A 26,879-nucleotide genomic window follows, 5' to 3' on the forward strand; every position below is an offset into this window, starting at 1 on the left:
GCAGCGCCAGTATAGGAATGCGCGCCTGGCCATGGTATTGAGAACAATCCATATCGGTATAACCCGGACGCATACCAGATGACCCCGTCACTCAACTCGATCATGTCCAGGCTCCACGCCCGCCACCTGCGCCTGCTCATCGAACTGGACGAGCACCGCTCGCTGCTCGGCGCGGCAAGCAGCGTCGGGCTTACCCAGCCCGGAGCGAGCAAGGCGTTGCAGGAAATCGAAACCACCTTCGGCACGGTGCTGTTCAACCGCACCAATCGCGGGCTGGAGCCCACGGCTGCCGGGCACTGCGCCATCCGCTACGCGCGCGTGGTGCAAACGGACATTTCAAACCTGCGGCATGACCTGGATGCCATCCTGCGCGGGGTCGGCGGCCGGCTGGCGGTGGGGGCAATCATGGGCGCGGTGCCATTGCTGATGAGGGCGGTGTCGCAGCTGGCCAGCATCCAGCCGCAGATGTCGTTCGAGGTCATCGAAGACACCAGCCAGTCGCTGCTGGCACGGATCGAGAGCGGTCGCCTGGACGTCGCTTTGTGCCGCACCAGCGTGAGCAATAGCCCTCAGCTGTTTGCCAGCAGGTTTGTCCAGGACGAGACGCTGGCGGTCATCGCCAATATCGACCACCCGCTCAAGCACGCGCAAAACCTGAACCTTGCCGACCTGGCCGAGAGCCGCTGGATCGTATACCGGGCCAACATGCCGATGCGGGTACAGCTGGAGCGCGAATTCCACGATGCCGGGCTGCGCTTCCCGTTGCACCTGGTGGAAACCACCTCGATCCTGGCGACCTTGTCGCTGCTGCAGAACCGCCCCGACTTCGTGGCACTGGTATCGATCGACGTGGCCCGGCAATGCGCGATGAACCAACAGGTGCGCATTCTGCCCCTGACCATGGGCTCGGTCAGCGACCCGTACGAGCTGGTCACCCGCAAAGGCAGCCAGGCGACACCGGCCATGGACACGCTCGCCGAACTGCTTCTGCCGCACGGCGCACACCATACCGACAGCTGATCAGCGTAGCGCCTGGTCCAGGTCGCGCTGCAGCGAACTGACCGCCTCCAGGCCCACGTGCAGGCGCACCAGGGCCCCACGCACGGGTGTGGCGAAGTTACGCTCGCCCAGCTCGGCCAAGGTCACCAGGCTCTCGTAACCACCCCAGGACGCGCCGATGCCGAACAGGCGCAAGCGATCAATGAAGGTTTCCGCCCGGCTCAGGCTGCTGTCGGCCAGCTCGATGCTGAGCAGGCCATTGCTGCCCTTGAAGTCGCGGCGCCACAGGGCGTGGCCCGGGTGCTCCGGCAGCGCCGGGTGGTACACCCGCGCCACGTCCTCTCGTGCCTGCAGCCAGTGGGCGATTTCCAGGCCCTGGCGCTCGTGCACCGCCATGCGGCTGGCCAGGCTGCGCGCACCGCGCAGTACCAGCCAGGCATCGTCCGGGCTGACCGTGCAACCACAGGTATCGCTGCTGCGCGACAACGCGGCGAAGGCCTCGCGGGTGGTGCAGACGCTGCCCAGCATCACGTCGCTGTGCCCGCCCAGGTATTTGGTCAGGGCCATCACTGAAATGTCCGCACCCAGCGCCAGCGGCTGGTGCAGATAGCCCGAACCCCAGGTGTTGTCGACCGCCAGCAGGATCCCGCGCGGCTTGCATAGAGCAGCCATGGCCGGCAAGTCGTTGAGTTCGTACAGCAACGAACTCGGGCTTTCGCTGTAGACCATGCGCGTGTTCGGGCGCAGCGCTGTCTCAAGGCCCTGCCCGTCCGCGGCCAAATAGCTGACCTGCACGCCGAACGGCTGCAGCAATTCGCGCGCCAGGCGCCGCACTGGCCCATACACGCCATCGCTGAGCAGCACATGGTCGCCGGGGCGCAGGTAGGCGAGAAACGTCTGGGTGATGGCCTGCAGCCCGGTGGCGAACAGCTTGGTGCGGTGGCCGCCTTCCAGTTCGCTGACCAGGTCTTCCAGGGCAAAGGCCGTTGGGTTGCCGCGGGCGCCATAGCTGAGCACCCGTTGCTGGTCGCGACGGCTGCGTGCCTCGCGCTGGTCGGCGACGCTGTCGAACAGCACCGTGCTCAGGCGGCTGACCGGCGGGTTGACGCCATGTGCACCCTGGCCCGGCTCGCCACGACCGGCATGCACCAACCGCGTGGTGATCGGGTCGGCGTGGGTCAATGGCGCAAAACTGGCGACTTCGGCGGCGCTCATCTGCGCGATCAGCCCGGTTTCCCAGGCCAGGTAACGGCGTGCGGCCTCCTTGTTTCCGGCGTGGCGGTCGTGGACGAAGAAGAGGAAATCGATACAGGCAGCGTCTGCCAGCGAAGCATCATCCTCGACCTGGGGCCACTCGGCCTGCAACGCCCGAGGGAACAAGCGCGCCGCCTGGCGTTGTGCAGCGGGCAATTCGCTGGCCGCCAGCTCGGCGACGCAAGGGTCATCGGCAATGAATACCAGGCGCCGCGGCTGCGTGCGCACCTGCTCGGCCAGTTGCGGGCGGATCGCCCACTGCGCGCCGCGCAGGTGGCGCCTGCGGTAGGCCGTACTCGAACGCAGGTCCAGCAGCAAGGCGCCGTCAAGTTCTTCGGCGCAGGCCTCGGTCAGGGTCACAGCCAGACCGGGTTTGCCCGGTATTGCCAGGCCACTGCCCAGGCCGCCTTCGAGCACATAGGCATCATGCCCCATCTGCCGCAGCCAGCTGGCCACCACCGGCGCGCGCACACCGTCGTCGTCGAACAGCACCACGCGCGCCTTGCGCACACCGATGTACAGGTCGGTGCCCTGCACCAGTTGGCCTCCCGGGCAATGCTGCGCACCGGGCAGGCTGCCGGCGGCAAATTCCTCCGGGGTGCGCACGTCGCACAGGAACAGCGTGCGCTGTGCCTCTTGCTGCCATTCCAGCACCTGCTTTGCCGCCACCCACTGCACACCCGCCTTGCGCGCCAAGGCCGAGCTTCGCGTCCGTTGCTGTGCCAGCGCCTGGCCACTGTGGGGCGGATAGCCGCGCTGCCCGCCGTGCTCCAGAGGCAGGTCCGCCAGGTACCAACCCTGGGTGCCGTTTTCCAGGGCATAGACGGGGTTGTCGATGCCGAGGTTGATCAGCGTTTGCGCGCCGATGATGCTGCGCGTGCGGCCTGCGCAGTTGATCACTACCGGTGTGTGCGGGTCTTGCACCAGGTCTTCCAGGCGGTAGCCCAGCTCACCGTTGGGGCAACAGGTGGCGCCGGGGATGTTCATCCTGGCGAACTCGTCCAGCGGCCGGCCGTCGAGCAGCACCAGCGGCTTGCCCTGACGCTGCCATTCGGCCAGTTGCAGGGCGCTGATGCGCGGGGTGTGGCACGCGTGCTCGACCAGCTCGCCAAAGGCCTTCGATGGCAGGTGCACGCCAGCGAACAGTTCGAAACCTGCGGCCTGCCACCCCAGGCTGCCGCCTTCCAGCCAGTGTACCGCCGTGTAGCCCAGGGCCTGCAGCCGCCGGGCGCCGCGCTGCGCCAGCTCGCCGCCGGTTGCATCGTAGACCACCAGCCGCACCGCCGGGTTGGGCGCCAGGCGCGGGGCCTCGATTTCCAGCCGGCTGTACGGCAGGTTGACGGCGTAGAACAGGTGAGCTTCGCCGTACTGGCCATGTTCGCGCAGGTCGAACAGGGCGATCTCCTGGCCGTCGAATAGCCAGTCATGCAGGTGCGCGGGGGTGATGCTGGGGATCATGGGACGCAGTCCTTGGTCGATCAGGTTGGGAAAATGCGGTGCCTGTGCCGGCCTCTTCGCGGGTGAACCCGCTCCCACAGGGACCGCGCCGTACTTACAAGCCGTGCATTACTTGTGGGAGCGGGTTCACCCGCAAAAGGGCCGGCACAGGCCACACGCATCAAAGGCCATAAGCCTCGATCGAAGGCGCCATCTGTGACTTGTTGTAGTTCACAACGCTGCCGTCGTCCTTGACCCCATAGCGGTTTTCCAGCGACTCCAGCGGCCGGCCATAAAGGTGGAAGTGCAAGGTCGGCTTATCGCCTTCGACGCGAATGCCATGCAGGTCCTCGCCCAGGAAGGCCACCGAGGTCCCCGGTTGCACCACGATCTCGCGCTCCAGCGCCAGGCGGGCACGGGCCGGGTCGCTGCCGTCATCCTCGCGGCGGTACACCCGGTTCAGTTCCTGCCCCTCGACAGCAACGATGATTGCCCAGGTCTCGTGGTTGTGCGGCAAGGTCGCCTTGCCCGGCAGCAGCGAGTTGACATACAAGGTCGGCGACTCGCCGTCGTCGTTCAGGCGATAGCGGAACTGGGTTTCGCCACTCGCAGCATCCGGCGCCGGAAAGCGCTCGAAGTTGAACAGCTCGCGGCACTCGGCCAGCCCTTCGAGCAAAACGACGATCTGCTGCAGCGCGGCGCGATCGACGCCCCGCGCATGGATGGCGCGCACTTGCGCCAGGAACGGCTGGATCACGGAATCACGGGACATGCTCGGTCTCTCTTCTTCGCTAGCGGAAATCAAACGCTGAGGCTGTAGCGCCCCAGGTTGCTGAATACATCGGGCGCCGGGCGGCTCGGACGTTGCCCGCCCTCGCCCAGCGCATGCTGCAGGAAAGCGCGGGTACGTTCGTGCTGCGGGGCGCGGAACAGCTGTTCGGCGCTGCCGTGCTCGACGATGCGGCCATGCTCGGTGAAATACACCCGGTCGCTGATCTCTTCGGCAAAGCGCATTTCATGGGTAACCAACACACAGGTCATGCCCTCCTCGGTCAGCTCGCGGATCACCGCCAGCACTTCGCCGACCATCTCCGGGTCCAGCGCCGAGGTCACTTCGTCGAACAGGATCAACCTGGGCCGCATCGCCAGGGCGCGAGCGATGGCCACACGCTGCTGCTGCCCACCCGACAGTTCGCCCGGAAACGCCGCGGCCTTGTGGCCCAGGCGTACCTTTTCGAGCAGCGCCAGGGCCAGATCGCGGGCTTCGCCACGCTGGCGACCGAGTACCTTGGTCGGGGCGATCAGCAGGTTGTCCAGCACGCTCAGGTGCGGAAACAGGTTGTACTGCTGGAAAACGAAGCCCACCTGCTTGCGCAGCGCAATCAGCTCGGCCTCGCCCCGCAAGCGCTCGACCTGGGTACCGCCGATACGGATGCTGCCCTGCTGCGGCCGCAACAGGCCGGTCATGCAGCGCAGGATGGTCGACTTCCCCGAACCCGACGGGCCAATGATCGACACCGCCTGGCCGGCCTGCACATCGAGGTCGATACCGCGCAGCACCGGGTTGTCGGCGAAGGCCAGGTGCACGTCACGCAGCTGGATCAAGGGTTCAGAAGGCATAGCGACGCTCCAGGCGTTGGGTCAGGCGGGCAATCGGGTAACAGTAGGCGAAGAACAGCGCCAGCACGCTGAAGTACACCAGCACGGTGAAGCCGCTGCGGTTGACGGTATTGGCGGCAATCTGCGCGCTGTCGATCAGGTCGTGCACGCCCACCAGCGAAGCCAGGGCGGTGCCCATGGTCACCACCGCATACAGGTTCATCCACGGCGGCAGCATGCGTCGCAGGCACTGCGGCAGGATGATCGACCGGAAGATCTGCGCGCGGCTGAAGGCCAACGAGCGCGCAGCCTCCCACTGGGTGGCCGGGATCGAGGCGACTGCACCACGGAAGATTTCGGCAACATTGGCACTGGCCGGCAGCGCCAGGCCGATGGTGACCTTCAGCCAGTCGGGGAAGGCCAGCCAGGTGCCGGCAACCTGGATATCGAAAGGGAACACGTACGAGGTGAAGTAGATCAGTACCAGCCACGGCGCATTGCGAAACACCTGCACCCACAGGCGCGCGATGCCGCGCAGCGGCGCTACCGGCGACAGCAACAGGATGCCCAGCAACAGGCCCAGCAGCGTGCCCAGGGCAATGGCGCCGACGCTGATCTGGATGTTCTGCAACAGGCCTGCGCCCAGGGTCGGTGACCAATGCCACAGCGCGGCGAGGTTCTCAGTGGCCATAGCCAGGCATCCTCAGGCGCGCTTCCAGGGCGCGACCGGCACAGTTGACGGCGAAGCTGAGCAGGCCGAAGAAAGCCAGGATCAGGATCATCAGTTCGATGACGTTGTCGCCCTGGGTCCAGATCATGATCGAGGCGTAGGTAATATCGTTGACGGCAATCGCCGAGGCCACGGCAGTCATCTTCACCAGGTCGATCAGGTTGTTGACCAGCGCCGGCAAGGCGAAACGCACGGCCAACGGTAGTTGCACCTGCAGCAGTTGCTGGCGGCGGCTGAAGGCCAACGAGCTGGCCGCCTCCAGGGTCACCGTCGGCACCGCCTCGATGCCGGCGCGCAAAGCCTCGGCATGGAAGGCGCCCTTGTGCAGGGCAATCACCAGCACCACCCAGGCAAAGGGTGTCATCGGGTTGGCATTGCCCAGGCTCTGGCTGATGAGCATGTTCAGCACCAGGAACGCGCAGTACAGCTGCACCAGCGTCGGCGTGTTGCGCGTGACCTCGATGAAGGCCCGCGCCGGCCAGGCCAGCCAGCGGCTCCTGGCGGTGAGCGCCGCCGCCAGCAGCACGCCGACCAGCAGGCTGCCGGCGATGCTGAACAGGCACAGCCAGAGCGTGGTCAGCGCACCTTCCAGCAGCTTGCCGCTGGCGTAGCCGTCGAACAGGAAGTTGTAGTTCAGGCCAACTCGGGCGAGCTGCCCGACCAGCCAGTGCAGAGCCTCGCTCATCAGGCGCCTTCGCCCTGCAGCTTGGCGCGCAGCTCCACCAGCGCAGGCGAGGCCGGGGTGATGTGGTTGGCCTGCTCACGTTCGATCAGCCAGCCGCTGCGGTGCCATTGCTTGACGAATGGGTCCAGGCGCTGCTGGGTGTCGGTCTCGCCCAGGCGCGTCCAGATCACCGATGGCGCCGGATTGAGCTCGGGAGCCAGGGCGCGGTAGGCGCCCCACTCGCCGCCCTTGGCCAGCAGCGGGTTGATCAGCGTGGCATCGTGCACCGCGGCCACGCAGTTGTTGCCACGCAGGGCCAGCAGCGATTCGGCGGAGGTCTTGAAAGCCTTGAGGTCGGCGCCCAGTTCCACCAGCGCCTGGGTGTAGCTGCTGCCCTGGCTGGTGCACACCGGCTGGCCCTTGAGGTCGGCCCAGGTCTTGATCGGGCTGTCCTTGGCCAATGCTGCGGTGCCGCCGACACGGTAGAACGGCGTGGGCACGTGGCCCAACAGCTTGTCACGCTCGGGGGTCCATTCCATGTTGGCGATCAGCAGGTCGACCTTGCCCTGCTGCAGGAACTGCACGCGGTTGGCCGGTTGCACGGCGACCAGATCGACCGCCACGCCCAGCTGGCGTGCCAGGTCACGGGCCAGGTCGACGCTGAAACCGATCGGCTCGCGGGTGGCCGGGTCGATGGCACCGAACGGGCCACCGGAAAGCACCACACCCACGGCCAGCTTGTGCCGCTGCTGGATCTTGTCCAGGGTGGCATCGGCCTGGGCCAGGCCGCTGGTGGCCAGGGTAGCGGTGGCCAGCAACGATGCGAACAGCCCGCGACGGGCATAGGTGGACAGCGACATGGTGGGGCTCCTCATCCCGGCAGCCGGAACACCCGGCCAGTGAGGGCGCATCCTAGGAAGTTGCAGGGGCGAGGGGAAATTCAAATATTGCCTATCGTTATAACGCAGCGCATCCAGAAAACTTGCAAAACGGGCATAAGCACCGTAATTGCTGGAGAATTCCTATCGAGCGGTGATATCCAATCGACCAACAGATAAAGATTCATTATCTTTAACCGATCATCAGTAATGTAAAACAGCGGGAAAGCACTGCGCCCCGCCCCACCTCCCTACCCGGCCGACCCCATGAGCGCCCTCGACCTCGACCTGCTCCGCACCTTTGTCGCCATCGCCGACCACTCAAGCTTCGCCGAGGCCGGCCGTAACCTGGGCCGCACCCAGGCTTCGGTGACCCAGCACATGCAGCGCCTGGAGCAGCAGGTGGGCGTGCCGCTGTTGCGCAAGCAAGGTCGCCACAAGTCCCTGACCGATGCCGGCCGCCAGCTGCTGCGCCATGCCCGGCAGATGCTCACGCTCAACGACGAGGCCCTCGCCGGCCTGCGCCAGGACGGCCCCAGCGGCGTGCTGCGGATCGGCTCGCCCCACGACATCGCCGACACCATCCTGCCGCCACTGCTCAGCCACATCGCCCGCTCGGCGCCCAACCTGCGCCTGGAGATCGACGTTGGCCGCAGCCCGTTCCTGATGGAAGACCTGCAGCGCGGCAAGGTCGACATGGTCATCTCGACCCGCACCGCGCCGGGCCTGGAAGGCTTTGCGCTGCGCACCTCGCCGGTGTGGTGGATATGCGCGTCGCACTATCAGCACCTGCCGGGGGAACCCCTGCCGCTTGTGCTGGTGGACGAACCCAGCCTGTACCGCAAGCTGGCGCTGGAGGCGCTGGAGCAAGCCGGCATCGCCTGGCGCCAGGCCTATCTGGCATCCAACCTGATTGGCGTCAAGGCGGCGGTGCGCGCGGGCCTGGGCATTACCGCACGCAGCCAGGAAATGGTCGGCCCCGACATGCGCGTGCTGGGGCAAAGCGATGGCCTGCCAACACTGCCCGACGTGACCTACCACCTGTGGGTGCGGGCCAACACCGTCAACCCGCTGGTGCGCCAGGCCTATGCGATGGTGCGCGCCAGCGCGGGGTTGTAATGTGCGCCGCCCTGGCTAATTCATAGGCAGCCCGCTGGCGTTGAGGTGGTGCGCAGCAGTGGTCAGTTCGAGCTCGGTCCTTCACTCCATTGACGCATATCAAGCCGCCGGCCCCGGTTCGCGCGACGATGGCTGTCAGCAAGGAACGAATCGAAAACCGCCATGCGCATTGTGCTCAAGGCCATCGCCATCGATCACCGTGCGCGGCTTTGGACAAGGAGCCCCACATGAGCCCGCTGAACCACATACTGGTAGCCACCGACCTGTCCACTTCTGCCCGCAACGCGGCAGAACGCGCTGCGTACCTGAGCAAGGAGCAACAGGCATCGCTGGACCTGCTGTACGTTGCCAACCCGGCCCCCTTCGAGCGCCTGAAGCAGCTGGTGGCACCGGGTGACGACCTGCTGAAGCGCGTGCTGGATACCGCAGGCGAAAAAATTCGCGCACTGGCTGCAATGCTGTTCCAGCGCCATGACATCGCCGCTGGCGTGCAGGTCGCGCACGGCTCGGTGACCACGGAGATCACCCGTGTGGTGCAGGATAAACGCAGCGACCTGCTGGTGTGCGGGGCGAAGGGCCAGAGCGTGGCGCGGCGCCTGCTGCTGGGCTCCACTGTGCAGAAGCTGCTGAACCGCATGCCCTGCCCTTTGCTGGTGGTCAAGCAGGCGCCACGCGATGCGTACCGGACCTTGCTGGTTGCAGTTGATTTTTCGCCTTCGTCACTGCGTTCCATCGAACTGGCAAAAGCCATTGCCCCACAGGCCGAGATCATTCTGTTGCATGTGTACGAGGCGCCGTTCGAAGGCAGCATGCGCTTCGCCCACATCGACCATGACACGCTTGCACACTACCGCAATGTCATCCGCAAGGATGCGGTGAAGCAGCTCGCGGCCTTGAGCGAAACCGCCGGAGTGGCAGATGCTCGGCAGATCGTGGTGCATGGCGACCCTGGCTGGCGGATTGCCGAGCAGGAACAGGAGCTGGAATGCGACCTGATCGTGGTTGGCAAGCAAGGGGAAAGCGCACTTGAAGAACTGCTGATAGGCAGCGTCACCAAGCATGTGCTTAACGAATCCCAATGCGATGTGCTGGTGTCGCCATAGGATGCAGGTGATGTGGAGGACGCTTGCGTGTCCTCCACCGAAGCCCGCGCCATCCACCGCGGCGCCTGCTTCGCGGGTCAGACCGGAACAGACAACCCGACCTTGACCTTGTCCAGAACAATCAGCGTTCGGTAGGTCAGGATGTCCTCGTTATCCGCAAAATGCAGCCTGACCAGCTTTTCGAAATGCGCCACATCACGGGCAAGCATGACGATGATGAACGAAACCCCGCCGTTGACGAAGTAACACTGCTGTATCTCCTCGACATTGGCGAAGTACCGCTTGGCGCGGTCCATCACCAGGGATCGGTCGTCCCGCAAGCGCGATTCGACAATGGCGGTAATCATCTGGCCGACACTCTCCGGGGCGATCACCGCAGTGTTGGCGACGATCACCTCGCTTGCCTCCATCTGGGCGATACGCCGCTGTACAGCAGGCGTGGACAGGCCGATTTCCTCGGCAATCGCTCGCTGGGAGGTTTTGTTGTCGCGCTGAAGCAACCGCAGAATCGCATGATCGAAGCCGTCAAGCGGGCGGCTGGTGGAGTCACTCATTTTCGGGTTCCAAAGAAAGCAGTTCGCTCATCAGGGGGCTATTTTCACAGCAATTCCTTCGAACGCCGAGCCCTAAAATTGCGTCTCGTATGTCGCTGGAGACGAGCGTGGACTCGAAAAGTGTTGGAGCATTCGCTCCTGTCGGCGCTGCCATCGCCGCCCTGGTGTCTGTGCAGACCGGTGCTGCCTTGGCCAAGACCCTGTTCCCACTGGTCGGCCCCGAGGGCGTGGCCGCGCTGCGCCTAGGCCTGTCAGCCGTGATCCTGCTGGCCGTGCTGCGGCCCTGGCGCATCTGGCAGCAGGCGAACATGCTTCACCTGCTGGGCTACGGCGTGATGATGGGGCTGATGAATCTGCTGATCTATCGGGCATTTCTCTACATCCCGGTTGGTATCGCGGTGTCCATCGAGGTGATCGGCCCTCTGGGGGCTGCCTTGTTGTCTTCCCGACGCCGAATCGACCTGCTCTGGATCGCCTTGTCGGTCGCCGGCCTCACCTTGCTGCCCTGGGGTACGGATAGCCATGGCCTGGACCCGCGCGGGGTGTTGTACTCGCTCGCCGCTGCACTGGCCTGGGGGCTGTATGTGATGCTCGGCAGCAAAGTGGCGGTTCACGGCAAGCAGGCGGTCGCCACCGGGATGTTGTTCGCAGCGCTGCTGGGCGTACCATTAGGCGTTGACCAGGCAGGTACCGACCTGCTGGCGCCCTGGGTGCTCACGGTAGGCCTGGGCGTCGCCCTGCTCTCCAGCACCGTGCCCTTCCTGCTCGACATGTATGCGATGCGGCACCTGCCACCGAGCATCTTTGGCGTGCTGCTCAGCGCTTCACCCGCCGCCGGGGCCATAGCCGGCTGGCTGATCCTCAATGAGGTGCTGACGCTGCTCCAGTGGCTGGGCATTGCAGCGATTGCCCTGGCCTGCGCAGGCGCTGCGCTGGTTGGCCAGCGCCGCTGAAAGCTTGCTTGCGGAACCTGCAGCATTACTCCCCTCCAACAGCGGGCGCTCTGCGCAAGGCGTTTCATCGATTGCGCTGATGATTACTATCGAGCGACCCGCATGTTGGCCAAGCGAAACCGCCCCCTATAATCCCCGGCAAATTTCCCCCGCTCCTTGCGCCTGCTTCAGGCGACATCCCTCTCTTGGAATCCAATACCATGCCAAGTGCCAGCCAGGCCCCTAGCGGCCTCCCCGAACATGATCAACAAAGCGTCAGCCAGCAGTGGCTGGCAATCCTTTCGGTCGCCGTCGGCGCCTTCGCCCTGGTGACCAGCGAATTTCTGCCGGTGGGTGTACTCAACGATGTCGCCAGCGACCTCGGCATCAGTGCAGGCCACGCCGGCCTGATGGTTACCCTGCCCGGCATCATGGCCGCCCTCGCCGCCCCGCTACTGTCGGTGGGCATTGGCGCCCTGGACCGTCGCTACCTGCTGATCGGCCTGACGCTGATCATGATCATCGCCAACGCGGTGGTGGCCTACGCCAGTGACTTCAACCTGCTGCTGTTCGGCCGCGTGCTGCTGGGCGTGAGTATCGGCGGCTTCTGGGCGACGGCCATTGCCCTCAGCGGCCGCCTGGCGCCGAAGGGCGTCGGCGTAGCCCAGGCCACCTCGATCATCATGGTCGGCGTAACCCTGGCCACCGTGCTGGGCGTGCCGGTAGGCACCTGGTTGAGCGGCCTGATGGGCTGGCGCATGACCTTTCTGGTAACCGCGCTACTGGGCGTACCGGTGCTGTTGGCGCAGATCCTGTTGCTACCGCGGCTCAACCCGGACAAGGCCATTCGCATCAGCGACCTGCCGGCCCTGTTCATCAACCCACAGGCGCGGGTTGGCCTGATTGCCGTGTTGCTGATCGGCCTGGCGCACTTTGCCGCGTACACCTATGTCGCGCCCTTCTTCAAACAAAGCTCCGGCTTCGATGGGCCGACCATTGGCTCGTTGCTGCTGCTTTATGGCGTGGCCGGGGTATTCGGCAATATCTTCGCCGGTTTCGCCGCCAACCGCAGCGTACGTCACACCCTGCTGCTGGTAGCGTTGATGATCGGCACCAGCACTGCCCTGTTCCCTCACTTCGCCACCGGCATGACCGGTGCAGCGATGCTGATCGGGTTGTGGGGCTTCGCCTTCGGCGCGTTCCCGGCCTGCGCCAGTATCTGGATGTTCGTCGTCGCGCCCAAGGATGTCGAACGCGGCATGCCGCTGTTCGTCGCCATGTTCCAGGTGATCATTGCGCTGGGCTCGTTCTTCGGCGGTCGGATCGTCGACCAGCTGGGCAGCTCGGTGCTGCTGAGCCTGGCCACGGCCCTGGTGGGCTGCGGTTTCGCTACGGTGCTGGTGCTGGGGCGTAACGTCAGCAACAGCCTGGCGGCGCAACCTGGCTGAGCAGCCATCGCCGGCCTCCTACAGGGACCGCGTAACTCTTGAAGTCTGCGCTGTACCTGTGGGAGCTGGCTTGCCGGCGATGGGCCGCAAAGCGGCCCCGAATTGCCTGACTGACAGGTAGTGGGGCGCTGGCTGATTTTTTACGCTCTTTTTACGGCTGAGCCGACAGACAGAAGGAATACTGGGCGCGCGATGCTCAGGGATGGCATGCATTTCTACCCGCCAGTCCAGAGAAGCCCTTCGTGAGCCAGTCCACCGTCATCGCAAATCAATCCGTTCCCGGCAAGTCCAACCCCATCGGCATGCTCGTCGCCGCTGTCGGCGTGGTGTATGGCGACATAGGCACCAGCCCGCTGTACACCCTCAAGGAAGTGTTCGCCGGGCACTACGGCGTGCAGGCCAACACCGCCGGCGTACTGGGTGTGCTGTCACTGGTGTTCTGGTCGTTGCTCTGGGTGGTGTCGCTCAAGTACGTACTGTTCATCCTGCGTGCCGACAACCAGGGCGAAGGTGGCATCATGGCCCTGACCGCCTTGGCGCATCGGGCGGCGGCGCCCTACCAGCGCCTGGGCAGGATACTGGTGCTGCTCGGCCTGTTCGGCGCCGCGCTGTTCTACGGCGACAGCATGATCACCCCGGCGATTTCCGTGCTATCGGCCGTCGAGGGCCTGCAACTGGCCTTCGACGGTATCGAACATTGGGTCGTGCCGCTGTCGGTGGTGGTGCTGGTGGCGCTGTTCCTGATCCAGAAGCACGGCACCGCGCGCATCGGCATCCTCTTCGGGCCGATCATGGTGCTGTGGTTCGTCGTACTGGGTGCGCTGGGCTTGCACGGCATCGTCCAGCGCCCGGAGGTGCTGCAGGCACTCAACCCGCTCTGGGCGGTGAAGTTCTTCGTGCTGCACCCGGGCATGGGGGTGGCGATTCTGGGCGCGGTGGTGCTGGCGCTGACCGGCGCCGAAGCACTCTACGCCGACATGGGGCACTTCGGCCGCAAACCCATTGCCCGGGCCTGGTTCCTGCTGGTGCTGCCCGGCCTGGTGCTGAACTACTTCGGCCAGGGCGCGCTGATCCTCGGCGACCCGCAGGCAGTGCGCAACCCGTTTTACCTGCTGGCGCCCGAATGGGCCCTGCTGCCCATGGTCGGGCTGGCCACGCTGGCCACCATCATCGCGTCCCAGGCCGTGATCTCCGGTGCATTCTCGTTGACGCGCCAAGCCATCCAGCTGGGTTACGTACCGCGTATGTTCATCCAGCACACCTCCAGCGAGGAACAGGGGCAGATCTACATCGGCATGGTGAACTGGGCGTTGATGGTTGGCGTGGTGCTGCTGGTGGTCGGCTTCGAGTCGTCCGGGGCGCTTGCGGCAGCCTACGGCGTAGCCGTGACCGGGACCATGCTGATCACCACGCTGCTGGCTTCGGCAGTGGTGCTGTTGCTGTGGAAGGCACCACGCTGGCTGGCGGTGCCGATGCTGCTGGCGTTCCTGCTGGTCGACAGCCTGTATTTCGCCGCCAATGCGCCGAAGATCCTCCAGGGCGGTGCATTTCCGGTGATTGCCGGCCTTGCACTGTTCACCCTGATGACTACCTGGAAGCGCGGGCGACGGATGATCGTCGAGCGGCTGGACGAAAGCTCGCTGCCGCTGGACCTGTTCATTACCAGCCTCAAGGCCCAGCCGCCTCACCGCGTGGGCGGTACTGCCGTATTCCTGTCCGCCAGGCCCGAGGCGGTGCCTCACGCCTTGCTGCACAACCTGCTGCATAACCAGGTACTGCATGAACAGGTGGTGCTGTTGACCGTCGTGTTCGAGGACGAGCCACGGGTCAGCGTTGGCAAGCGCTTTGAGGTCGAGGCGTTTGGTGACGGTTTCTTCCGCGTGAGCCTGCATTTCGGCTTCATGGAGGAACCCGACGTGCCGTTGGCGCTAAGCCGCTGCCAACGTGCGGACCTTGAGTTCGGCCCCATGCGCACCACTTATTTCCTCAGCCGGGAGACGGTCATTGCAGGCAGGCAGATGGGCATGGCCCGCTGGCGGGAGCACCTGTTTGCCTTCCTGCTGAAGAATGCCAACAGCAACCTGAAGTACTTCAAGCTGCCGCTGAACCGGGTGATCGAGCTTGGCACTCAGGTCGAGATCTGAACAGTCATGAAGCTTGAGGCTGCCTGGTACTGAAAGGGCCTGGCAGCCGCTTCATCGAACGGCTGCGCACTGCGGAACTTAAAAGGCAACCTTATGTCGTATCCGCACTCAAGCTCCCCCCTGCGCCTTCTGGAGGCGAACAAACATGAAAAAAACCCTGGTAGCCGTCTTTACCTGTGCCCTGGCGCTCGGCGCAACTGCATTGTTGCCTGCCGATATCTCGCCGATTGGTTCCGCATATGCCAAAGGTAATGGCGGCGGCAAAGGTGGGTTCAACGGTAATGGCGCCGGCTACGAGAGTGATCATGCCGGCAAGGCCACCCGCAACCATGGCGAGAGCGGCAATCACTATGGAAGCCTGCGCAATGATGACAACGGCCGTGGCACAACCCGGTCCGGCATTGCCCATTCCAAGGAACACAACAAGGCCGGGCGCTCCTCTTCGAAGCATGATCGATAACTGAAAGCGCACATGGCGTGCCCTCGAACCGGGCGACGCGGTTGATGGCACCGGCTACGCCGGTGTTCGCGGGTAAACCCGCTCCCACAGGTATGGCGCATTTCTTCAGCTGGTGAGGTCCCTGTGGGAGCGGGCATGCCCGCGAAGCAGGCGACGCGGTGAATGACACCGGCTGCGCCGGTGTTCGCGGGCTCGCCCGCGAAGCAGGCGACGCGGTGGATGGCACCGGCTACGCCGGTGTTCGCGGGCTCGCCCGCTCCCACAGGTACAGCACATTCCTTCGGCTGGTGGGGTCCCTGTGGGAGCGGGTTTACCCGCGAAGCAGGCGATGCGGTGGATGGCACCGGCTACGCCGGTGTTCGCGGGCGCGCCCGCTCCCACAGCCTGGTGCCCGCCAGGCCTCAAACCCTGAACCGCCCCACCAACGCCGTCATCTCCCCCACCAACCCTGACAACGCCTTGCTCGCCTCGCTGGTCTGCTGCGCCCCCGCTGCCGAGGATGTCGACAGGTCGCGAATGTTCAGCAGGTTGCGGTCCACCTCTCGCGCCACCTGGGCCTGCTCTTCGGCTGCGCTGGCAATCACCAGGTTACGCTCGTTGATCTCGCCGATCGCACTGTAGATACCCTCCAGCACCTGCCCCGAAGCCAGGGTCACGTCCAGCGTCGACTGGGCGCGACTGGTACTGGCCTGCATCGAGGCCACGGCCGCTTCGGTACCCGCCTGCACGCGCCCGATCATCTGCTCGATTTCCTGGGTCGACTGTTGCGTGCGGTACGCCAGCGTACGCACCTCATCCGCCACCACCGCAAAGCCGCGCCCGGCCTCGCCCGCACGGGCGGCCTCGATGGCGGCATTGAGCGCCAGCAGGTTGGTTTGCTCGGACACCGAGCGAATCACTTCCAGCACCTTGCCGATGTCCCGTACCTGCCCGACCAGTTGCTGCAGATGCGCGCTGCTGGCCTGGATCTCCCGAGTCATGGCCTCGGTGCCATCGATGTTGTCGCTGACTTGCCGGCGGCTTTGCGCTGCCAGCTGGTTGGATTCGCTGGTCGTCTGCGAGGTGGTGATGGCATTACGCGCAACCTCCTCCACGGCCGTGGTCATTTCGGTGACGGCGGTGGCGGCCTGCTCCAGCTCCTGGCCCTGCTGGCGCAGGTTGTTGGCACTTTCCTCGGTGACGGTATTCAGCGCCGTGGCGGCTGCGTCCAGTTGCCTGGCACAACTGCTGATCTGCCCCAGGGTGTCGCGCTGGCTCTGCTGCATGCGTTCAAGTTCATGGAACAGCTGGCCGATCTCGTTACCGCCCTGCCCCTGCACCGGCACGCTCAGGTCGCCACCGGCAATGCGCTGAAAGTGCCGACCAGCTTCGCGCAGCGGGTGCAGCACGCGCTGGGCAACAAAGGCCCAGCACAGCGCCGCCAACAACAGCGTCACGCCCAGCAGCCCCAGGCTCAGCATTTGCGCACGCGCCAGGCGCCGGTCGGATTCCAGCATGATCTGCTGACCGCGCTCACTCAATGCGCCGACCAGTTGCTGGCGCAGCGCCTGCAGCCGGCCCATGGCGTTGCCGGCGTCGGTGTTGACCTTGAAATACTGCTCGAGCGAACGTTGACGGGTTGCCTCACGCTGCCCGGCGACCGCCTTGGCATACTCGCCATAGGTGGCCTGCAGCGCGGTTGCCAGTGCGTGCAACGCAGGCTCGCGGGCGTTTTCGACAAACTCGTCCACCAGCTTCTGGCTCTTGTCGTTCAGCTCGACCGACAGCGCCATGCGCTTGTTGGCGCTTTCCTCATGACCACCCAGCTGCTCGATGAAGCCCGAGGACACATTGGCACTGGCGCGAATCGCCATCAGCAACGCATTGTTCAACCGGTCCGACTGGTGCGCGGTCTGGTCCAGTTCGGTGATCTGCTGGTCGCTGCCTACCGCCGCCCGCCAGGCACTGACGGTGGAAAACAGCAGGGTCACGCTGAACAGCGACAGCACCCATAACATTCCGGTGCGGATCTTCAGGTTGGCAAGCATGCGGGCAGTACTCCTTGTTGGCACCACTTCTGGTCGATGATTCGACGGTGGGTGTGCTGCTATCGGAGGTACTGCCTCAGGCTTGAGGCGCCGGAGTGCGGTTATGGGCGGTAACCGAACAGATGTTGTCGAGGCAAAGACCGGGCAACAGGCAACAAATCGCCCAGGCGGGAACTTCAACGCTCCAATTCGGTCGATAGCATCCCCTCGCCCTCCAGCCAGGGGCTTGCCCAAGCCCTGTCGAGTCTACCGCCGATGCCCAGCACACCTGTTCTGTCAGCCCTGCTCCTGTTGTTCAGCGCAATCACGGCACAGGGCGCACTGGCCGGCGAACGCTACGCGCCCGCACGCAGCAACAATGCCACGACGGTGCTGATCGAAACCGCCTCGCAACAATATGCCGACGGCCAACTGGACCAGGCGGCAGCCACCCTGGAGCGTGCGCTGCACATTCAGCCGAACAACCCGGCAACGCTGCACTACCTTGGCGTTCTGCGCCTTCAGCAAGGGCAGTATGAACAGGCCGAAACCCTGGCGCTTCGCTCCAACCTGCGTGTTGGCAACAATCACGCACTGCGCAGCCGCAACCTGCAGCTGATAGAAGCCGCGCACAAGGCCCAGGGCTCGGGCATGCTGCCGACGGCTGCACACTGACGGCGATCAGACTGCGCGTCAGGCCACCATCGACCTGCTTTGCACCCACGCGCATTACCCGGTAAAGTCGGCGCCAGGGCGCTGGCTGCGCCTGCGGTCCGCGCCAAGGGGTTTCCCGAGTCATGCGTCATCACATTCCCATACCAGCTCCCGGCTTGTCGGCGGACCGAGCCCCAAAGGAGTTGGCATGCCCGCCATCAATGCATCCCGCCACCACGGCCTGCTCGACCTGCCCGCCTTGCGCAAACGCGCCAAACGCTTGCTCGCCGCCCTGAAAAACCACGAGGCCGACGACACCCGCGAGCAGCTACGCGCGCTCGGCCTGCCTGGCCCTGACTACCGGCTTGCCGATACCCAATGGCTGGTGGCCCGCGAGGCCGGTTTTGCCAGTTGGCCCAAGCTCAAGGCCCATGCCGATGCTGTCGCTTTCGCGGCACGCCACCCTGGCTTCACCGCCGATGACGAGGCAGCCGTGCAGCATTGGCGCTGCGGCAACGACATCGCCCACAGCTTGCGCACGGCCGGTTTTGCCGGTGCCTTCCAGATGTTCGAGGACCCCATGGTCATGGGGCCCGTCTGCGCACTGCCCGAGGAGCAGTATTGGCAGGCTCGGGCCGCTTACATACAGCAGGCGTTCAACCTGAGCATTCAGGACGTTGAGCAACGACAAGCGGCACAGCGCACCGCCCTGGCCGGGTTGAACAGCGACAGCAAGATCGTGCTGTGGTGCGAGGGTGACGCTTACGACCAGCTGTTCCTGATCCGCGTACTCGCCAGCCTGCCCAGCCTGCCTCGCCGCCTGGAGCTGATCGAAATCACCCAGGTACCTGGCGTCGAGCGCTTCATCGGTATCGGCCAGCTGGCCCCGGACCTGCTCGCCTGGCTATGGCCACAACGTCGCGCGCTGGGTGAGGACGTGCTGGCTCTGGCCCGCCAGGCATGGGCAGCCTATACCGCGCCTGACCCAAGGGCCTGGGCTGTCCTGGCGGGCATCCAGCATGCGGCCTTGCCGTTGCTGAGCCGGGCCCTTGCGCGGCAACTTCAGGAACTACCGGGGGCGAACGACGGCTTGAGCCTCACCGAGCGCCTGTTGTTGCGCGTTCTGGCGTCACGCGGCGAACTGCCGGCCGGACGTGTGTTTGCCCAGTTGATGATGCAGGATGAACCGCTGCCTTACCTGGGCGACATGATGTTCCATGTTTTGCTGCAGCCCCTGATCCATGCACCGCACCCGCTGCTGCTGGAAGGCCCGGGCGAGTCTTGGGCGCAACGGCCGTTGCGGCTGACCGCACTTGCCGAGCAGGTGCTCGCGGGGCAGGCGCATTGGCTTGACCACAACCCTGCGCAGCGCTGGGTGGGTGGAGTGCTTATCAATGCCGCGGACAGGCCCTGGGTGGTCAGCGAACAAGGCGAAGTATGGCAGCGCAAATAGCCCGCTCAAGCCTGATCAGGTAACGCGGTGGATGGCACCGGCGTTGCCGGTGTTCGCGGGCATGCCCGCTCCCACAGGAACCGAGGGTAGCCGAAACCAGCGCCATACCTGTGGAAGCGACTGCGCCCGCGAAGCAGGCGACGCGATCTAGGGCACCGGCAAGTCAGCCCTCATGGAACTACCCCTAACTCATTGCATTAGCAGGGACCCTGTGGGAGCGGCTTTAGCCGCGAACACCGGCGCAGCCGGTGCCATGCACCGCGTTGGATTCTTCGCGGCTAAAGCCGCTCCCACAGGGTACGCGGACCGCTTGCGAATTCAGTTCTCTACTCGACAGCGCAGCCCAAAGGGCTGGGTGATCGCCCACAGGGATTGCGCTGGACCGATGTTGCAATCGCCTTCGCCGCTTGCGCCAAACGTTGTGTAGCCAGCCGGATTTCATCCATGTCCAGCGAGGCGAAACCGAGGCGCAGGGCATTTTCCGCATGACCAGACGGCGAAAACTGCCGGCCACTGCGTACCACCAGGTCCAACTCCAACGCCTTGCCAACCAACTGATCCACATCGATCCCGTCAGCAAACCTCACCCACAGTGCCAGCCCACCTTCCGGCTCGCGCACGGTTACCTGCTCGCCAAAGGCATCGTGCAAGCAAGCCAACAGGGTCTCTCGACGCCGGCGATACTCCCGGGCAACCCGACGCAAGTGCTTCTTCAGCTCGCCATCATTGATCAAGTCCGCCAGCATCTGCTGCATCACCGCATCGCCCTGCCCCAGGGTCAGCGTCGCCCTGCGTTCGAGCGCCGCAGCCACCTCCGCCGGCGCCACGATGAAACTGCAACGGAACGTACTGCCCAGGGACTTGGACAATGAGCCAATGTAGATCACGTGCCGCTGCTGACGGTCGCTCGCCAGCGGCAGGTAAGGCCGCCCGGCGAAGTGGTACTCATGGTCGTAGTCTTCCTCGACCACGCAAAAGTCATGCTGCCGCGCCAGCTCCAGCAGCTGCTGTCGGCGCCCGGCAGGCAGGCTGACCGTGGTCGGGAACTGGTGATGGGGAGTGATGTACAGCATGCGCACCTGGTGCAACCGGCACAGTGCATCGATCTGCTCGACCCGGCAGCCCTCGTCATCCAGGTCCACGGTGACCAGCCGGGCGCCCAGCTGGCGGAAGATCTCCCACGCGGGCGGATAGCTCAGGCGTTCGACCAGCACAACGTCACCGGGCTTGAGCAGCACGCTGCCCACCAGGTACAGCGACATCTGCACGCCCTGGGTCAGGCAGATATGCTCGGCGCCAACGTTCAGGCTGCGATTGTGCCGCAGCATGTCGGCCAAGGCGCTGCGCAGGGAGTGGCTGCTGCACGCACTGCCATGGCGCACGGTGTTGGCGGCAAAGCTGTTGCGCAAGGCGTTACGGTAATAACGGTGCAGAACGGTCTGCGGCAGCAGGCGGTGGTCACAGGCACCGTTGTCGAAGAACAACGCACCCGGTCGGTCCTGCTGCGCGGCAGCCTGTTCGTTGGCCGCGAAGTAGGCAACGGCAGGCTCCTCCTGTAGCACCAGGGCAAAGGGCTGCGCTGCGTCGGGCTCGGCCAGGGTGCCAGCCGCCAGCTGCCGACTGACGAAGGTGCCACGGCGCTGCACGCTTTCCAGCCAGCCCTTGGTCTCGGCTTCCTCATAGGCGAGGATCACCGTCTTGCGATTGACGTTCAGCAGTTGCGCCATTTCCCGCGTGCCGGGCAACGGCGTACCGGGGCGCAGACGGCCCTCGGAGATCGCGGCTACCAGGCCCTCGACGATCTGCCTGTACGAAGCCTGCGGCTGCGCCCCGTCGAGCTTGAGCAGCGGCTGCCATTTGCGAAGCTGGACCATGTGAATTAACCGAAACTGGAGGTTCTACTGGTCCTGGACTATAGCAACAATCGAACCTCCACTTGCCCCGAGGTGCCCATGCAGAACCGCCACGTCATTGAATTGTCGCCCTCGGGCAAAACCTTCGACGCCAGCCAGGAGCTGCTGCTCGATGCCATGCTCGCCAGCGGCCTGCCGGTGCCCTTCTCCTGCCGCCGCGGCGCCTGCGGGTCGTGCAAGGTCAAGGTGGTGTCGGGGCAGTATCGGCACAAGCAGCGGACGGCAGACATGCCCGCGCCCTGCTACCCCCTCGCCGCCGACGAAATGTTGCTGTGCCAGAGCCACGCCTGCAGCGACATGCGCCTGGAAATCCCCGGCTGGTCCCTGGAAACCCAGACGCTGGAAATCCACGCGCAGGTTCATGGCAAACGCGAACTGAGCGCCGATATCATCGAACTGGTGCTGCAGCCTGCACAGCCGTTGGCGGTACGGGCTGGCCAGTACGTACGCTTTCGGCTCGACAACGGCGATAGCCGCTGTTTTTCCATCGCCAACCTGCCCGCCCAGGACCAGGGGCAACTGGTGTTTCACATCCGCAAGGTAAGCGGCGGCCTGTTTACCGAACGCCTGCTGCCAACCCTGCAAGCAGGTGACAGCTTGAAACTTGAAGGGCCGGTGGGTGCCTGCACCTGGCAGCACGAGGACCAGCGGCCCCTGGTGCTGTTCGCCACTGGCACAGGTTACGCCGGCATCAAGCCATTGCTGCTGACCGCCCTGGCAGGTGATGCCGAGGTCACGTTGTACTGGGGCGGCAGATCGGATGCCGACTTCTATGACCGTGAGTTTCTCGACCAGGCCAGCCGTGCACACGCTCACTTTCGCTGGCACCCGGTGCTGGCGGACCAGGCGCGCGTGCAGCAGGTGGCGCTGGCCCAGGCCCATCGCTGGGCCGACACCCAGGTCTATGCCTGCGGCAATGTCACGATGATCAGCCAGGTTCGCGAGCAGTGCCTCGCAGCAGGCCTGCAGCCCCATCGTTTTGTCGCGGAGGCTTTCGTTGCCAGCGGCGCACTGGCGCCCGCGGCTTCAACAGCCAACCCATTGCACCCGGAACTGGAAAAAGTCGGCCCGCGCTACTCGCTGGATGGCATGCTCGCTGCCCGCGAGCAGTCGGTACGGGCCGTGACAGCGATCGCCAGCCAGCTGAAAGTCGGCATGACCACCGCCCAGGCGCTGGAGATGGCCGCGCAAACCTTGCAGGCGATGGGCGCATCGCACACCTGGCACCCGACCTACATCCGCTTTGGCGACGACACCGTGCGCACGCCGCGCCAAGGCATTGATCTGCAACGTGTATTACGTAACACGGATATCGTCGTGGTCGATGTCGGCCCGGTATGGGATGGCTATGAGGGCGACTATGGCGACACCTTCGTGTTCGGCCAGCACGAACTGCACCACGCCTGCGTCAAGGCACTGCATGAAGTGTTCGACGAAACCCGCCAGGCCTGGGGCCGTGGCCTGACCGGGCGCGAACTGTACGACTTCGCCGAGCGCAGTGCCCAGGCAAAAGGCTGGCAGCTGGAGCGCAACCTGGCCGGGCATCGCATCGCCGACTTCCCGCATGTGCTGTATGGGCAGGACAAACTGGCCGAGGTGGAAATCGTCCCGAGCGAAGTGGTGTGGGTGCTGGAGATCCAGTTGTGCCACCCTACCGAGCCGGTCGGGGCGTTTTTCGAAGACATCCTGATTGGCGAGGCCAGGCCGCTTTCACAGATTCAGAAGCAAGCGATCCGCGTACCCTGTGGGAGCGGCTTTAGCCGCGAAGAATCCAACGCGCTGCATGGCACCGGCTGCGCCGGTGTTCGCGGCTAAAGCCGCTCCCACAGGGGCTCTGCTGATTCAATGAGTTATGTGCCGTGCTATCTCAAGCACCGAGCGAATCCAGCACGCCTTGCAGCTTGCCCCGGGTCATCTCGGTGCACGGCTGCATGGGCTCTCGCAGTTCGTCGCTCATCAACCCCTGCAGCTGCAAGGCCGCCTTGACCACAGCCGGGTTGGGCTCGGCAAAGGCCATCTTCATCCACGGCAGCAACTGGTAGAACGTGCCGCGCGCGGCTACCCAGTCGCCATGGTCGACCTGCTGCAGCATGCGCACGTACAAGTCGGCGCGTACATGCGCCGAAGCCGAAATGGCCCCTGCGCCACCCAGGCACAGGTTGTTGAAGATCTGCATGTCCTCACCGGCCAGCACCTGGGCGTGGCCGTCCTGGATCAGGGCCATGGTGGTCTCGCTGTCACCGCCGCAGTCCTTCACCGCCGCGATGCGCGGGTGGCGCACGATGCGGCGCAGGGTTTCACGCTCGATGCGTACCCCGGTGCGGTAGGGGATGTCGTAGACGATCACCGGCAGGCTGGCGGCATCCGCCACGGTGCTGAAGAACGCCTCGATGCCGGCCTGCGAAGGCCGGATGTAGCACGGTGCAGGGACCAGCAGCCCGCCAATGTCACGCCGCTGGATTTCAGCCTGGAAGGCCAACAGCTCGCGCAGGTTGTAGCCCGACAGGCCCATCACCACCCTGCCCGGCTCCACCCAGGCCAGCACAGCGTCCAGCACGGCCAGTTGCTCGGCCTTGGACAGCGCCGCTGCCTCGCCCGTGGTACCGCATACCACAAAACCGGCCACACCCTCTTCGAGCAGCTTCTTCACCAGCTTTTCCAGGGCGGCGAAGTCGATTTCATTGGCGCGCATTGGCGTGACGAGGGCGATCCAGATACCACGGAAATTCGACATGCAAAAACTCCTGATGTTGACCGAAAGTCAGCGTCAGCAGGGCGAAGAGTCGAAGTGGTCTGGCAGGGATACCTGGCGCCTTCTGTCTCGTCAGCCCACCTGACGAGACAGCGCGCCTCGGTCAGATGAGCGGCTGTTTCTTGGATTTCTTGGCAACGGCAACGCACGCGTCTGCCTGGGCGATGAAGCCCGAAGCGAAAATGGCGTGGTTGGAAATGGACATGCCGGCAAGCCCGTTGCTTGGATATGGCTGGATAATGGTGGCGCGGCGCACTCGGTGTCAACACCGAGATAGCAAACCCATCCGGCTGCGCTGGTGTTCAATGCCAAAGCCGCACAGAGATCTGTGGGCCCGATCTTGTACAAGAGGTATTTGATCAATCCAGCATCCACCCTGCATCACCCTCCTCCAGCACACCACCGTGATCCGTCCGGTCACCTTTACGCGCCACGGCCGCGCCCTCGACCAGGAAATGCTCAGCCCCACTCTCGATCACGGCGCCGCACGTGGTCCGATCCCCCACCCTGGCAACCGCCCTGCCATTGAAGGTGTACGTGGCACTGCCGCTTTCTACCTGGTTGATGCCATGCAGCGGGCAGACATGTCGATGGCCTACCAGTACGACAGGGTTCATTGGGCTTCTCCTTCTGATGGCCCGGTACGAGATTCACGGTCCATGTCCTCCGGCCAATGAACCTTGGGTGCCAGGCAATGCATGTGGCTCAGGCCATCGTCGTCGTTCCAGTCACGGGGTGGGTGCACGAACTTCGGCAGGGCTTCGGGGCCTTGCTGCATGAATAGCCGGGCGATGGCCCAGTAGGCTTCGCCGTGGTAGAGGTCGTGGGTGAATAACACGCGGTCGATGACTTCGTCGGTGTCCGGGTTGCGAACCGACAGCATGACGTTTTCGATCAGCCCACCGTGGCCGGGGGCGTAGACTCGGTAGACTTCGGCGGTTACGTCGTCCCAGTTGTAGGCGACCGGTTTGACGCCCCAGTGTTTGCGGCTGAACAGGAAGAGGTAGTTGCATCTGAATTGATAAACATAGATCTTTCGACGCAAGCGATTAAAACGTATTGGTTCGTCTCGTGGAAGTGCCAAGTCTAGCCGGACAAATGAAAAGACGACCCATATGCAGATTAGAGGCCCGAGTATCAAGATTAGCTTCATAATCCAATCGAAGGCCTGACTGTAATCAATGAGGCCCCAATACACTTGTACAGCTACAAAAAACAAGAACAGCAGCGTCGGAATGCCAAGCAAGGCCAATACACCTCGTAGACGGACTGTAGATCGAGGCAACTCCATGTATACATCATCAGCATGGTTTGGTGGCGGATTAATATCGTTCAAACTCAAGAGAGATGTGGGTGCTTCGTGGGCGCTCGGTAGATCGTAGCGCCAGGCTGGCGCACGTCTCATTAGCACTCTTGGCTCATGCGTCGTCATTTGCCCTCCGGTTACATACCTCAATATACGCACTTTCAATTTCTCGGTCCGGCCAGTACATTACCAGCAATGTTGCTGCGACAATGGAGTGCGCTCCAATTGTCGGCATGAGTTCTATAAGGCCTGAGATAGCCAATTGGGACCGGTCATTACCCTCCGAAAAAGAAGAGTACTTTTTATCAATATTAAAGTCGCTTTTATAGTCGGGCAGCCTAGGCGGAGAAAAGCCAGGGAAGCTGGCCGACTTGGAAGAGCCAGTTGAGCGACGTGCATGAAACTCATCCACGACCAGCGTCTCTCCTCCCGTGTAGTCCGGGAACTGGCCATCACCTCGACGATGGACTGTCAGGCACCACCGATATGCCGACATTCCGTCTTTGTACTGAGGTAGGATTATCTTGAATTTTATTTTTTGTTTCCGTTCAAGACCGGTCAACCCTCCGATCCTTGGAGTGGCCGGGTCGCTTACCAGATTCGCTTCGAAGTGGAATTCTGCCTGTACACCTAGCGTGGCGGCGTTGAGCTCCGCAAATGCGATGTCTGCGTATTCCGGGCTTCTCCAGTGAATGACTGGCGTCTCATCTGCCTTTCCAAAACAGCACCGTCGGGCCCACCGTTCCAGAGCGGATGACTCATTCTCTTCAGCGCTTTTGCTAAGCGTATAGGCAGTCAACGCCAGCACTACAGCGAGGCCTACGGGTCCCCATACAGTGGAACTTAATGCTGTTCCAGCGACGGCAATGGCGCTGGCCCCGTAAAAACCTGCAGCCAACCAGTATCGTATCGCTGCTGCACCATCTCCTGCTGCCGATGCACGTTTAGCAGCAGAAACTGCCTGTGCTGCCTCAACAAACCCGACGACAGCGCCTATTACAGCACCGATCTTTATCAAGGTCTCGCCTGTGGCAGTAGCACCTTTGGCCCATGGCATACCCTTATAGGCACTTGCCCGCAACATGAGCCCAACCAGTTCGATATGCCCTCCCAACACTCCCAAGTACGATCCTTGCAACGCCAACTTGGCCTCATACGCCTTCGGCCCAATCTCCGCTTCCGCCTTTTCCTGATTCCTGCCAAGGCTGTCCTGCTGCAGATACAACCCGCCTATCGCCAGCAGAACCTCCCAGCTGCCAGCGACCCCGCGCAACCCGGAAAAACCGGTTCTAACCAATCGGGCCGCCTGCTGCGTCGTGATCTTCATCCCCTGCAACAACCTGCGCGCATCGGTTTCCAACGTCCCCGCTGCCACCGAGATATCCACCAGTGCAAGCTGTGCCGCGCTGCTCGCCTGGGTTACGCCCATGTTGGCTTCCTGGAACAACCGGCCATGCACTTCCTCGGCCTTGCC

At 63.9% G+C, this 26,879-nt stretch carries 23 protein-coding genes and 1 pseudogene; 10 read left to right on the plus strand and 14 right to left on the minus strand.

The annotated features are described in order from the left end of the window. Window positions 1–78 precede the first annotated feature (78 nt). Window positions 79–1,020: a LysR family transcriptional regulator gene (locus RYH74_RS16415; protein WP_317409757.1), complete on the plus strand. Its 942-nt coding sequence runs from the start codon at window positions 79–81 to the stop codon at window positions 1,018–1,020. Here the strand turns inward: RYH74_RS16415 and metC are convergent, their stop codons facing one another. From metC to RYH74_RS16445, 6 genes are all read right to left on the minus strand, one after another. Further along, on the minus strand, window positions 1,021–3,711 hold the full coding sequence (gene metC / locus RYH74_RS16420; RefSeq protein ID WP_317409758.1) for a cystathionine beta-lyase: 2,691 nt from the start codon (window positions 3,709–3,711) through the stop codon (window positions 1,021–1,023). A gap of 160 nt (window positions 3,712–3,871) precedes the next feature. Continuing rightward, on the minus strand, window positions 3,872–4,462 hold the full coding sequence (locus RYH74_RS16425; protein WP_085619423.1) for a cysteine dioxygenase family protein: 591 nt from the start codon (window positions 4,460–4,462) through the stop codon (window positions 3,872–3,874). A 29-nt stretch (window positions 4,463–4,491) separates the two neighbouring features. After that, a complete protein-coding gene (locus tag RYH74_RS16430; protein WP_317409759.1) occupies window positions 4,492–5,310 on the minus strand; it encodes an amino acid ABC transporter ATP-binding protein in 819 nt (272 codons plus the stop codon). Beyond that, a complete protein-coding gene (locus RYH74_RS16435) occupies window positions 5,300–5,980 on the minus strand; it encodes an amino acid ABC transporter permease (RefSeq protein ID WP_085619419.1) in 681 nt (226 codons plus the stop codon). Before RYH74_RS16435 ends, RYH74_RS16430 begins: the two co-directional genes overlap by 11 nt. Further along, window positions 5,970–6,704 (minus strand): amino acid ABC transporter permease, encoded by a 735-nt coding sequence (locus RYH74_RS16440; protein WP_085663346.1) that lies wholly within the window; start codon window positions 6,702–6,704, stop codon window positions 5,970–5,972. Before RYH74_RS16440 ends, RYH74_RS16435 begins: the two co-directional genes overlap by 11 nt. After that, window positions 6,704–7,543, minus strand: a complete 840-nt coding sequence (locus tag RYH74_RS16445; protein WP_317409760.1) for a transporter substrate-binding domain-containing protein — start codon at window positions 7,541–7,543, stop codon at window positions 6,704–6,706. Before RYH74_RS16445 ends, RYH74_RS16440 begins: the two co-directional genes overlap by 1 nt. A gap of 285 nt (window positions 7,544–7,828) precedes the next feature. Between RYH74_RS16445 and RYH74_RS16450 the strand changes: the two genes are divergently transcribed. Together RYH74_RS16450 and RYH74_RS16455 are read left to right on the plus strand one after the other, a co-directional pair. After that, window positions 7,829–8,680: a LysR substrate-binding domain-containing protein gene (locus tag RYH74_RS16450; RefSeq protein ID WP_317409761.1), complete on the plus strand. Its 852-nt coding sequence runs from the start codon at window positions 7,829–7,831 to the stop codon at window positions 8,678–8,680. Window positions 8,681–8,907: 227 nt separating this feature from the next. Beyond that, the gene (locus tag RYH74_RS16455; protein ID WP_075045554.1) at window positions 8,908–9,783 is read left to right on the plus strand and encodes a universal stress protein; all 876 of its coding nucleotides are present in this window, start codon (window positions 8,908–8,910) and stop codon (window positions 9,781–9,783) included. A gap of 77 nt (window positions 9,784–9,860) precedes the next feature. Here RYH74_RS16455 and RYH74_RS16460 read toward each other — a convergent pair whose 3' ends face one another. Further along, the gene (locus RYH74_RS16460) at window positions 9,861–10,337 is read right to left on the minus strand and encodes an Lrp/AsnC family transcriptional regulator (protein ID WP_075045555.1); all 477 of its coding nucleotides are present in this window, start codon (window positions 10,335–10,337) and stop codon (window positions 9,861–9,863) included. Between the two features lie 107 nt (window positions 10,338–10,444). Between RYH74_RS16460 and RYH74_RS16465 the strand changes: the two genes are divergently transcribed. The 4 genes from RYH74_RS16465 to RYH74_RS16480 all read left to right on the plus strand — a co-directional run bounded on the left by RYH74_RS16465 (window position 10,445) and on the right by RYH74_RS16480 (window position 15,321). Beyond that, complete coding sequence (locus RYH74_RS16465) at window positions 10,445–11,290, plus strand: EamA family transporter (RefSeq protein ID WP_084785337.1); 846 nt, start codon at window positions 10,445–10,447, stop codon at window positions 11,288–11,290. A gap of 200 nt (window positions 11,291–11,490) precedes the next feature. Continuing rightward, window positions 11,491–12,717, plus strand: a complete 1,227-nt coding sequence (locus RYH74_RS16470; protein WP_075045557.1) for an MFS transporter — start codon at window positions 11,491–11,493, stop codon at window positions 12,715–12,717. Between the two features lie 302 nt (window positions 12,718–13,019). Beyond that, window positions 13,020–14,861, plus strand: a complete 1,842-nt coding sequence (locus RYH74_RS16475) for a potassium transporter Kup (RefSeq protein WP_084785338.1) — start codon at window positions 13,020–13,022, stop codon at window positions 14,859–14,861. 145 nt (window positions 14,862–15,006) lie between these two features. Next, window positions 15,007–15,321, plus strand: a complete 315-nt coding sequence (locus RYH74_RS16480) for a hypothetical protein (RefSeq protein ID WP_075045559.1) — start codon at window positions 15,007–15,009, stop codon at window positions 15,319–15,321. A gap of 401 nt (window positions 15,322–15,722) precedes the next feature. Here the strand turns inward: RYH74_RS16480 and RYH74_RS16485 are convergent, their stop codons facing one another. Continuing rightward, entirely contained in the window at window positions 15,723–17,348 is a 1,626-nt protein-coding gene (locus tag RYH74_RS16485; RefSeq protein ID WP_317409762.1) for a methyl-accepting chemotaxis protein, read from the minus strand. Window positions 17,349–17,603: 255 nt separating this feature from the next. On the opposite strand from RYH74_RS16485, the gene RYH74_RS16490 reads away from it, so the two are divergent. Both RYH74_RS16490 and RYH74_RS16495 read left to right on the plus strand, forming a co-directional pair. Further along, window positions 17,604–18,002 (plus strand): tetratricopeptide repeat protein, encoded by a 399-nt coding sequence (locus RYH74_RS16490; protein ID WP_075045561.1) that lies wholly within the window; start codon window positions 17,604–17,606, stop codon window positions 18,000–18,002. Window positions 18,003–18,189: 187 nt separating this feature from the next. After that, a complete protein-coding gene (locus RYH74_RS16495; protein WP_317409763.1) occupies window positions 18,190–19,434 on the plus strand; it encodes a DUF1835 domain-containing protein in 1,245 nt (414 codons plus the stop codon). 326 nt (window positions 19,435–19,760) lie between these two features. Here RYH74_RS16495 and RYH74_RS16500 read toward each other — a convergent pair whose 3' ends face one another. Further along, window positions 19,761–21,308 (minus strand): PLP-dependent aminotransferase family protein, encoded by a 1,548-nt coding sequence (locus RYH74_RS16500; RefSeq protein WP_317409764.1) that lies wholly within the window; start codon window positions 21,306–21,308, stop codon window positions 19,761–19,763. A gap of 78 nt (window positions 21,309–21,386) precedes the next feature. Here RYH74_RS16500 and RYH74_RS16505 point away from each other — a divergent pair, with 78 nt between their 5' ends. Continuing rightward, complete coding sequence (locus tag RYH74_RS16505; protein ID WP_410902964.1) at window positions 21,387–23,162, plus strand: M24 family metallopeptidase; 1,776 nt, start codon at window positions 21,387–21,389, stop codon at window positions 23,160–23,162. 52 nt (window positions 23,163–23,214) lie between these two features. Here RYH74_RS16505 and dapA read toward each other — a convergent pair whose 3' ends face one another. The 5 genes and pseudogenes from dapA to RYH74_RS16530 form a co-directional block, all read right to left on the minus strand. Beyond that, window positions 23,215–24,081: a 4-hydroxy-tetrahydrodipicolinate synthase gene (gene dapA, locus RYH74_RS16510; protein ID WP_286100093.1), complete on the minus strand. Its 867-nt coding sequence runs from the start codon at window positions 24,079–24,081 to the stop codon at window positions 23,215–23,217. A 121-nt stretch (window positions 24,082–24,202) separates the two neighbouring features. After that, a complete protein-coding gene (locus RYH74_RS16515; protein ID WP_286100094.1) occupies window positions 24,203–24,355 on the minus strand; it encodes a hypothetical protein in 153 nt (50 codons plus the stop codon). Window positions 24,356–24,458: 103 nt separating this feature from the next. Continuing rightward, window positions 24,459–24,716 (minus strand): PAAR domain-containing protein, encoded by a 258-nt coding sequence (locus RYH74_RS16520; protein WP_025339593.1) that lies wholly within the window; start codon window positions 24,714–24,716, stop codon window positions 24,459–24,461. Further along, window positions 24,713–25,345, minus strand: a complete 633-nt coding sequence (locus RYH74_RS16525; protein ID WP_317409765.1) for a DUF6708 domain-containing protein — start codon at window positions 25,343–25,345, stop codon at window positions 24,713–24,715. The genes RYH74_RS16520 and RYH74_RS16525 overlap by 4 nt, the downstream gene beginning before the upstream one ends. A 172-nt stretch (window positions 25,346–25,517) precedes the next feature. Further along, a pseudogene (locus RYH74_RS16530) lies at window positions 25,518–26,879 on the minus strand (hypothetical protein); the annotation flags it as partial.

This window comes from Pseudomonas sp. LSJ-87, from assembly GCF_032971465.1.
GTDB lineage: Bacteria > Pseudomonadota > Gammaproteobacteria > Pseudomonadales > Pseudomonadaceae > Aquipseudomonas > Aquipseudomonas putida_Z.

Coding starts and splice junctions, on each gene's coding strand:
- dapA (WP_286100093.1), bottom strand. CDS start 24,081: ATGTCGAATTTCCGTGGTATCTGGATCGCCCTCGTCACGCCAATGCGC.
- RYH74_RS16435 (WP_085619419.1), bottom strand. CDS start 5,980: ATGGCCACTGAGAACCTCGCCGCGCTGTGGCATTGGTCACCGACCCTG.
- RYH74_RS16495 (WP_317409763.1), top strand. CDS start 18,190: ATGCCCGCCATCAATGCATCCCGCCACCACGGCCTGCTCGACCTGCCC.
- RYH74_RS16505 (WP_410902964.1), top strand. CDS start 21,387: ATGCAGAACCGCCACGTCATTGAATTGTCGCCCTCGGGCAAAACCTTC.
- RYH74_RS16485 (WP_317409762.1), bottom strand. CDS start 17,348: ATGCTTGCCAACCTGAAGATCCGCACCGGAATGTTATGGGTGCTGTCG.
- RYH74_RS16470 (WP_075045557.1), top strand. CDS start 11,491: ATGCCAAGTGCCAGCCAGGCCCCTAGCGGCCTCCCCGAACATGATCAA.
- RYH74_RS16415 (WP_317409757.1), top strand. CDS start 79: ATGACCCCGTCACTCAACTCGATCATGTCCAGGCTCCACGCCCGCCAC.
- RYH74_RS16425 (WP_085619423.1), bottom strand. CDS start 4,462: ATGTCCCGTGATTCCGTGATCCAGCCGTTCCTGGCGCAAGTGCGCGCC.
- RYH74_RS16430 (WP_317409759.1), bottom strand. CDS start 5,310: ATGCCTTCTGAACCCTTGATCCAGCTGCGTGACGTGCACCTGGCCTTC.
- RYH74_RS16480 (WP_075045559.1), top strand. CDS start 15,007: ATGAAAAAAACCCTGGTAGCCGTCTTTACCTGTGCCCTGGCGCTCGGC.
- RYH74_RS16520 (WP_025339593.1), bottom strand. CDS start 24,716: ATGAACCCTGTCGTACTGGTAGGCCATCGACATGTCTGCCCGCTGCAT.
- RYH74_RS16460 (WP_075045555.1), bottom strand. CDS start 10,337: ATGAGTGACTCCACCAGCCGCCCGCTTGACGGCTTCGATCATGCGATT.
- RYH74_RS16445 (WP_317409760.1), bottom strand. CDS start 7,543: ATGTCGCTGTCCACCTATGCCCGTCGCGGGCTGTTCGCATCGTTGCTG.
- metC (WP_317409758.1), bottom strand. CDS start 3,711: ATGATCCCCAGCATCACCCCCGCGCACCTGCATGACTGGCTATTCGAC.
- RYH74_RS16500 (WP_317409764.1), bottom strand. CDS start 21,308: ATGGTCCAGCTTCGCAAATGGCAGCCGCTGCTCAAGCTCGACGGGGCG.
- RYH74_RS16490 (WP_075045561.1), top strand. CDS start 17,604: ATGCCCAGCACACCTGTTCTGTCAGCCCTGCTCCTGTTGTTCAGCGCA.
- RYH74_RS16475 (WP_084785338.1), top strand. CDS start 13,020: ATGCTCGTCGCCGCTGTCGGCGTGGTGTATGGCGACATAGGCACCAGC.
- RYH74_RS16450 (WP_317409761.1), top strand. CDS start 7,829: ATGAGCGCCCTCGACCTCGACCTGCTCCGCACCTTTGTCGCCATCGCC.
- RYH74_RS16440 (WP_085663346.1), bottom strand. CDS start 6,704: ATGAGCGAGGCTCTGCACTGGCTGGTCGGGCAGCTCGCCCGAGTTGGC.
- RYH74_RS16455 (WP_075045554.1), top strand. CDS start 8,908: ATGAGCCCGCTGAACCACATACTGGTAGCCACCGACCTGTCCACTTCT.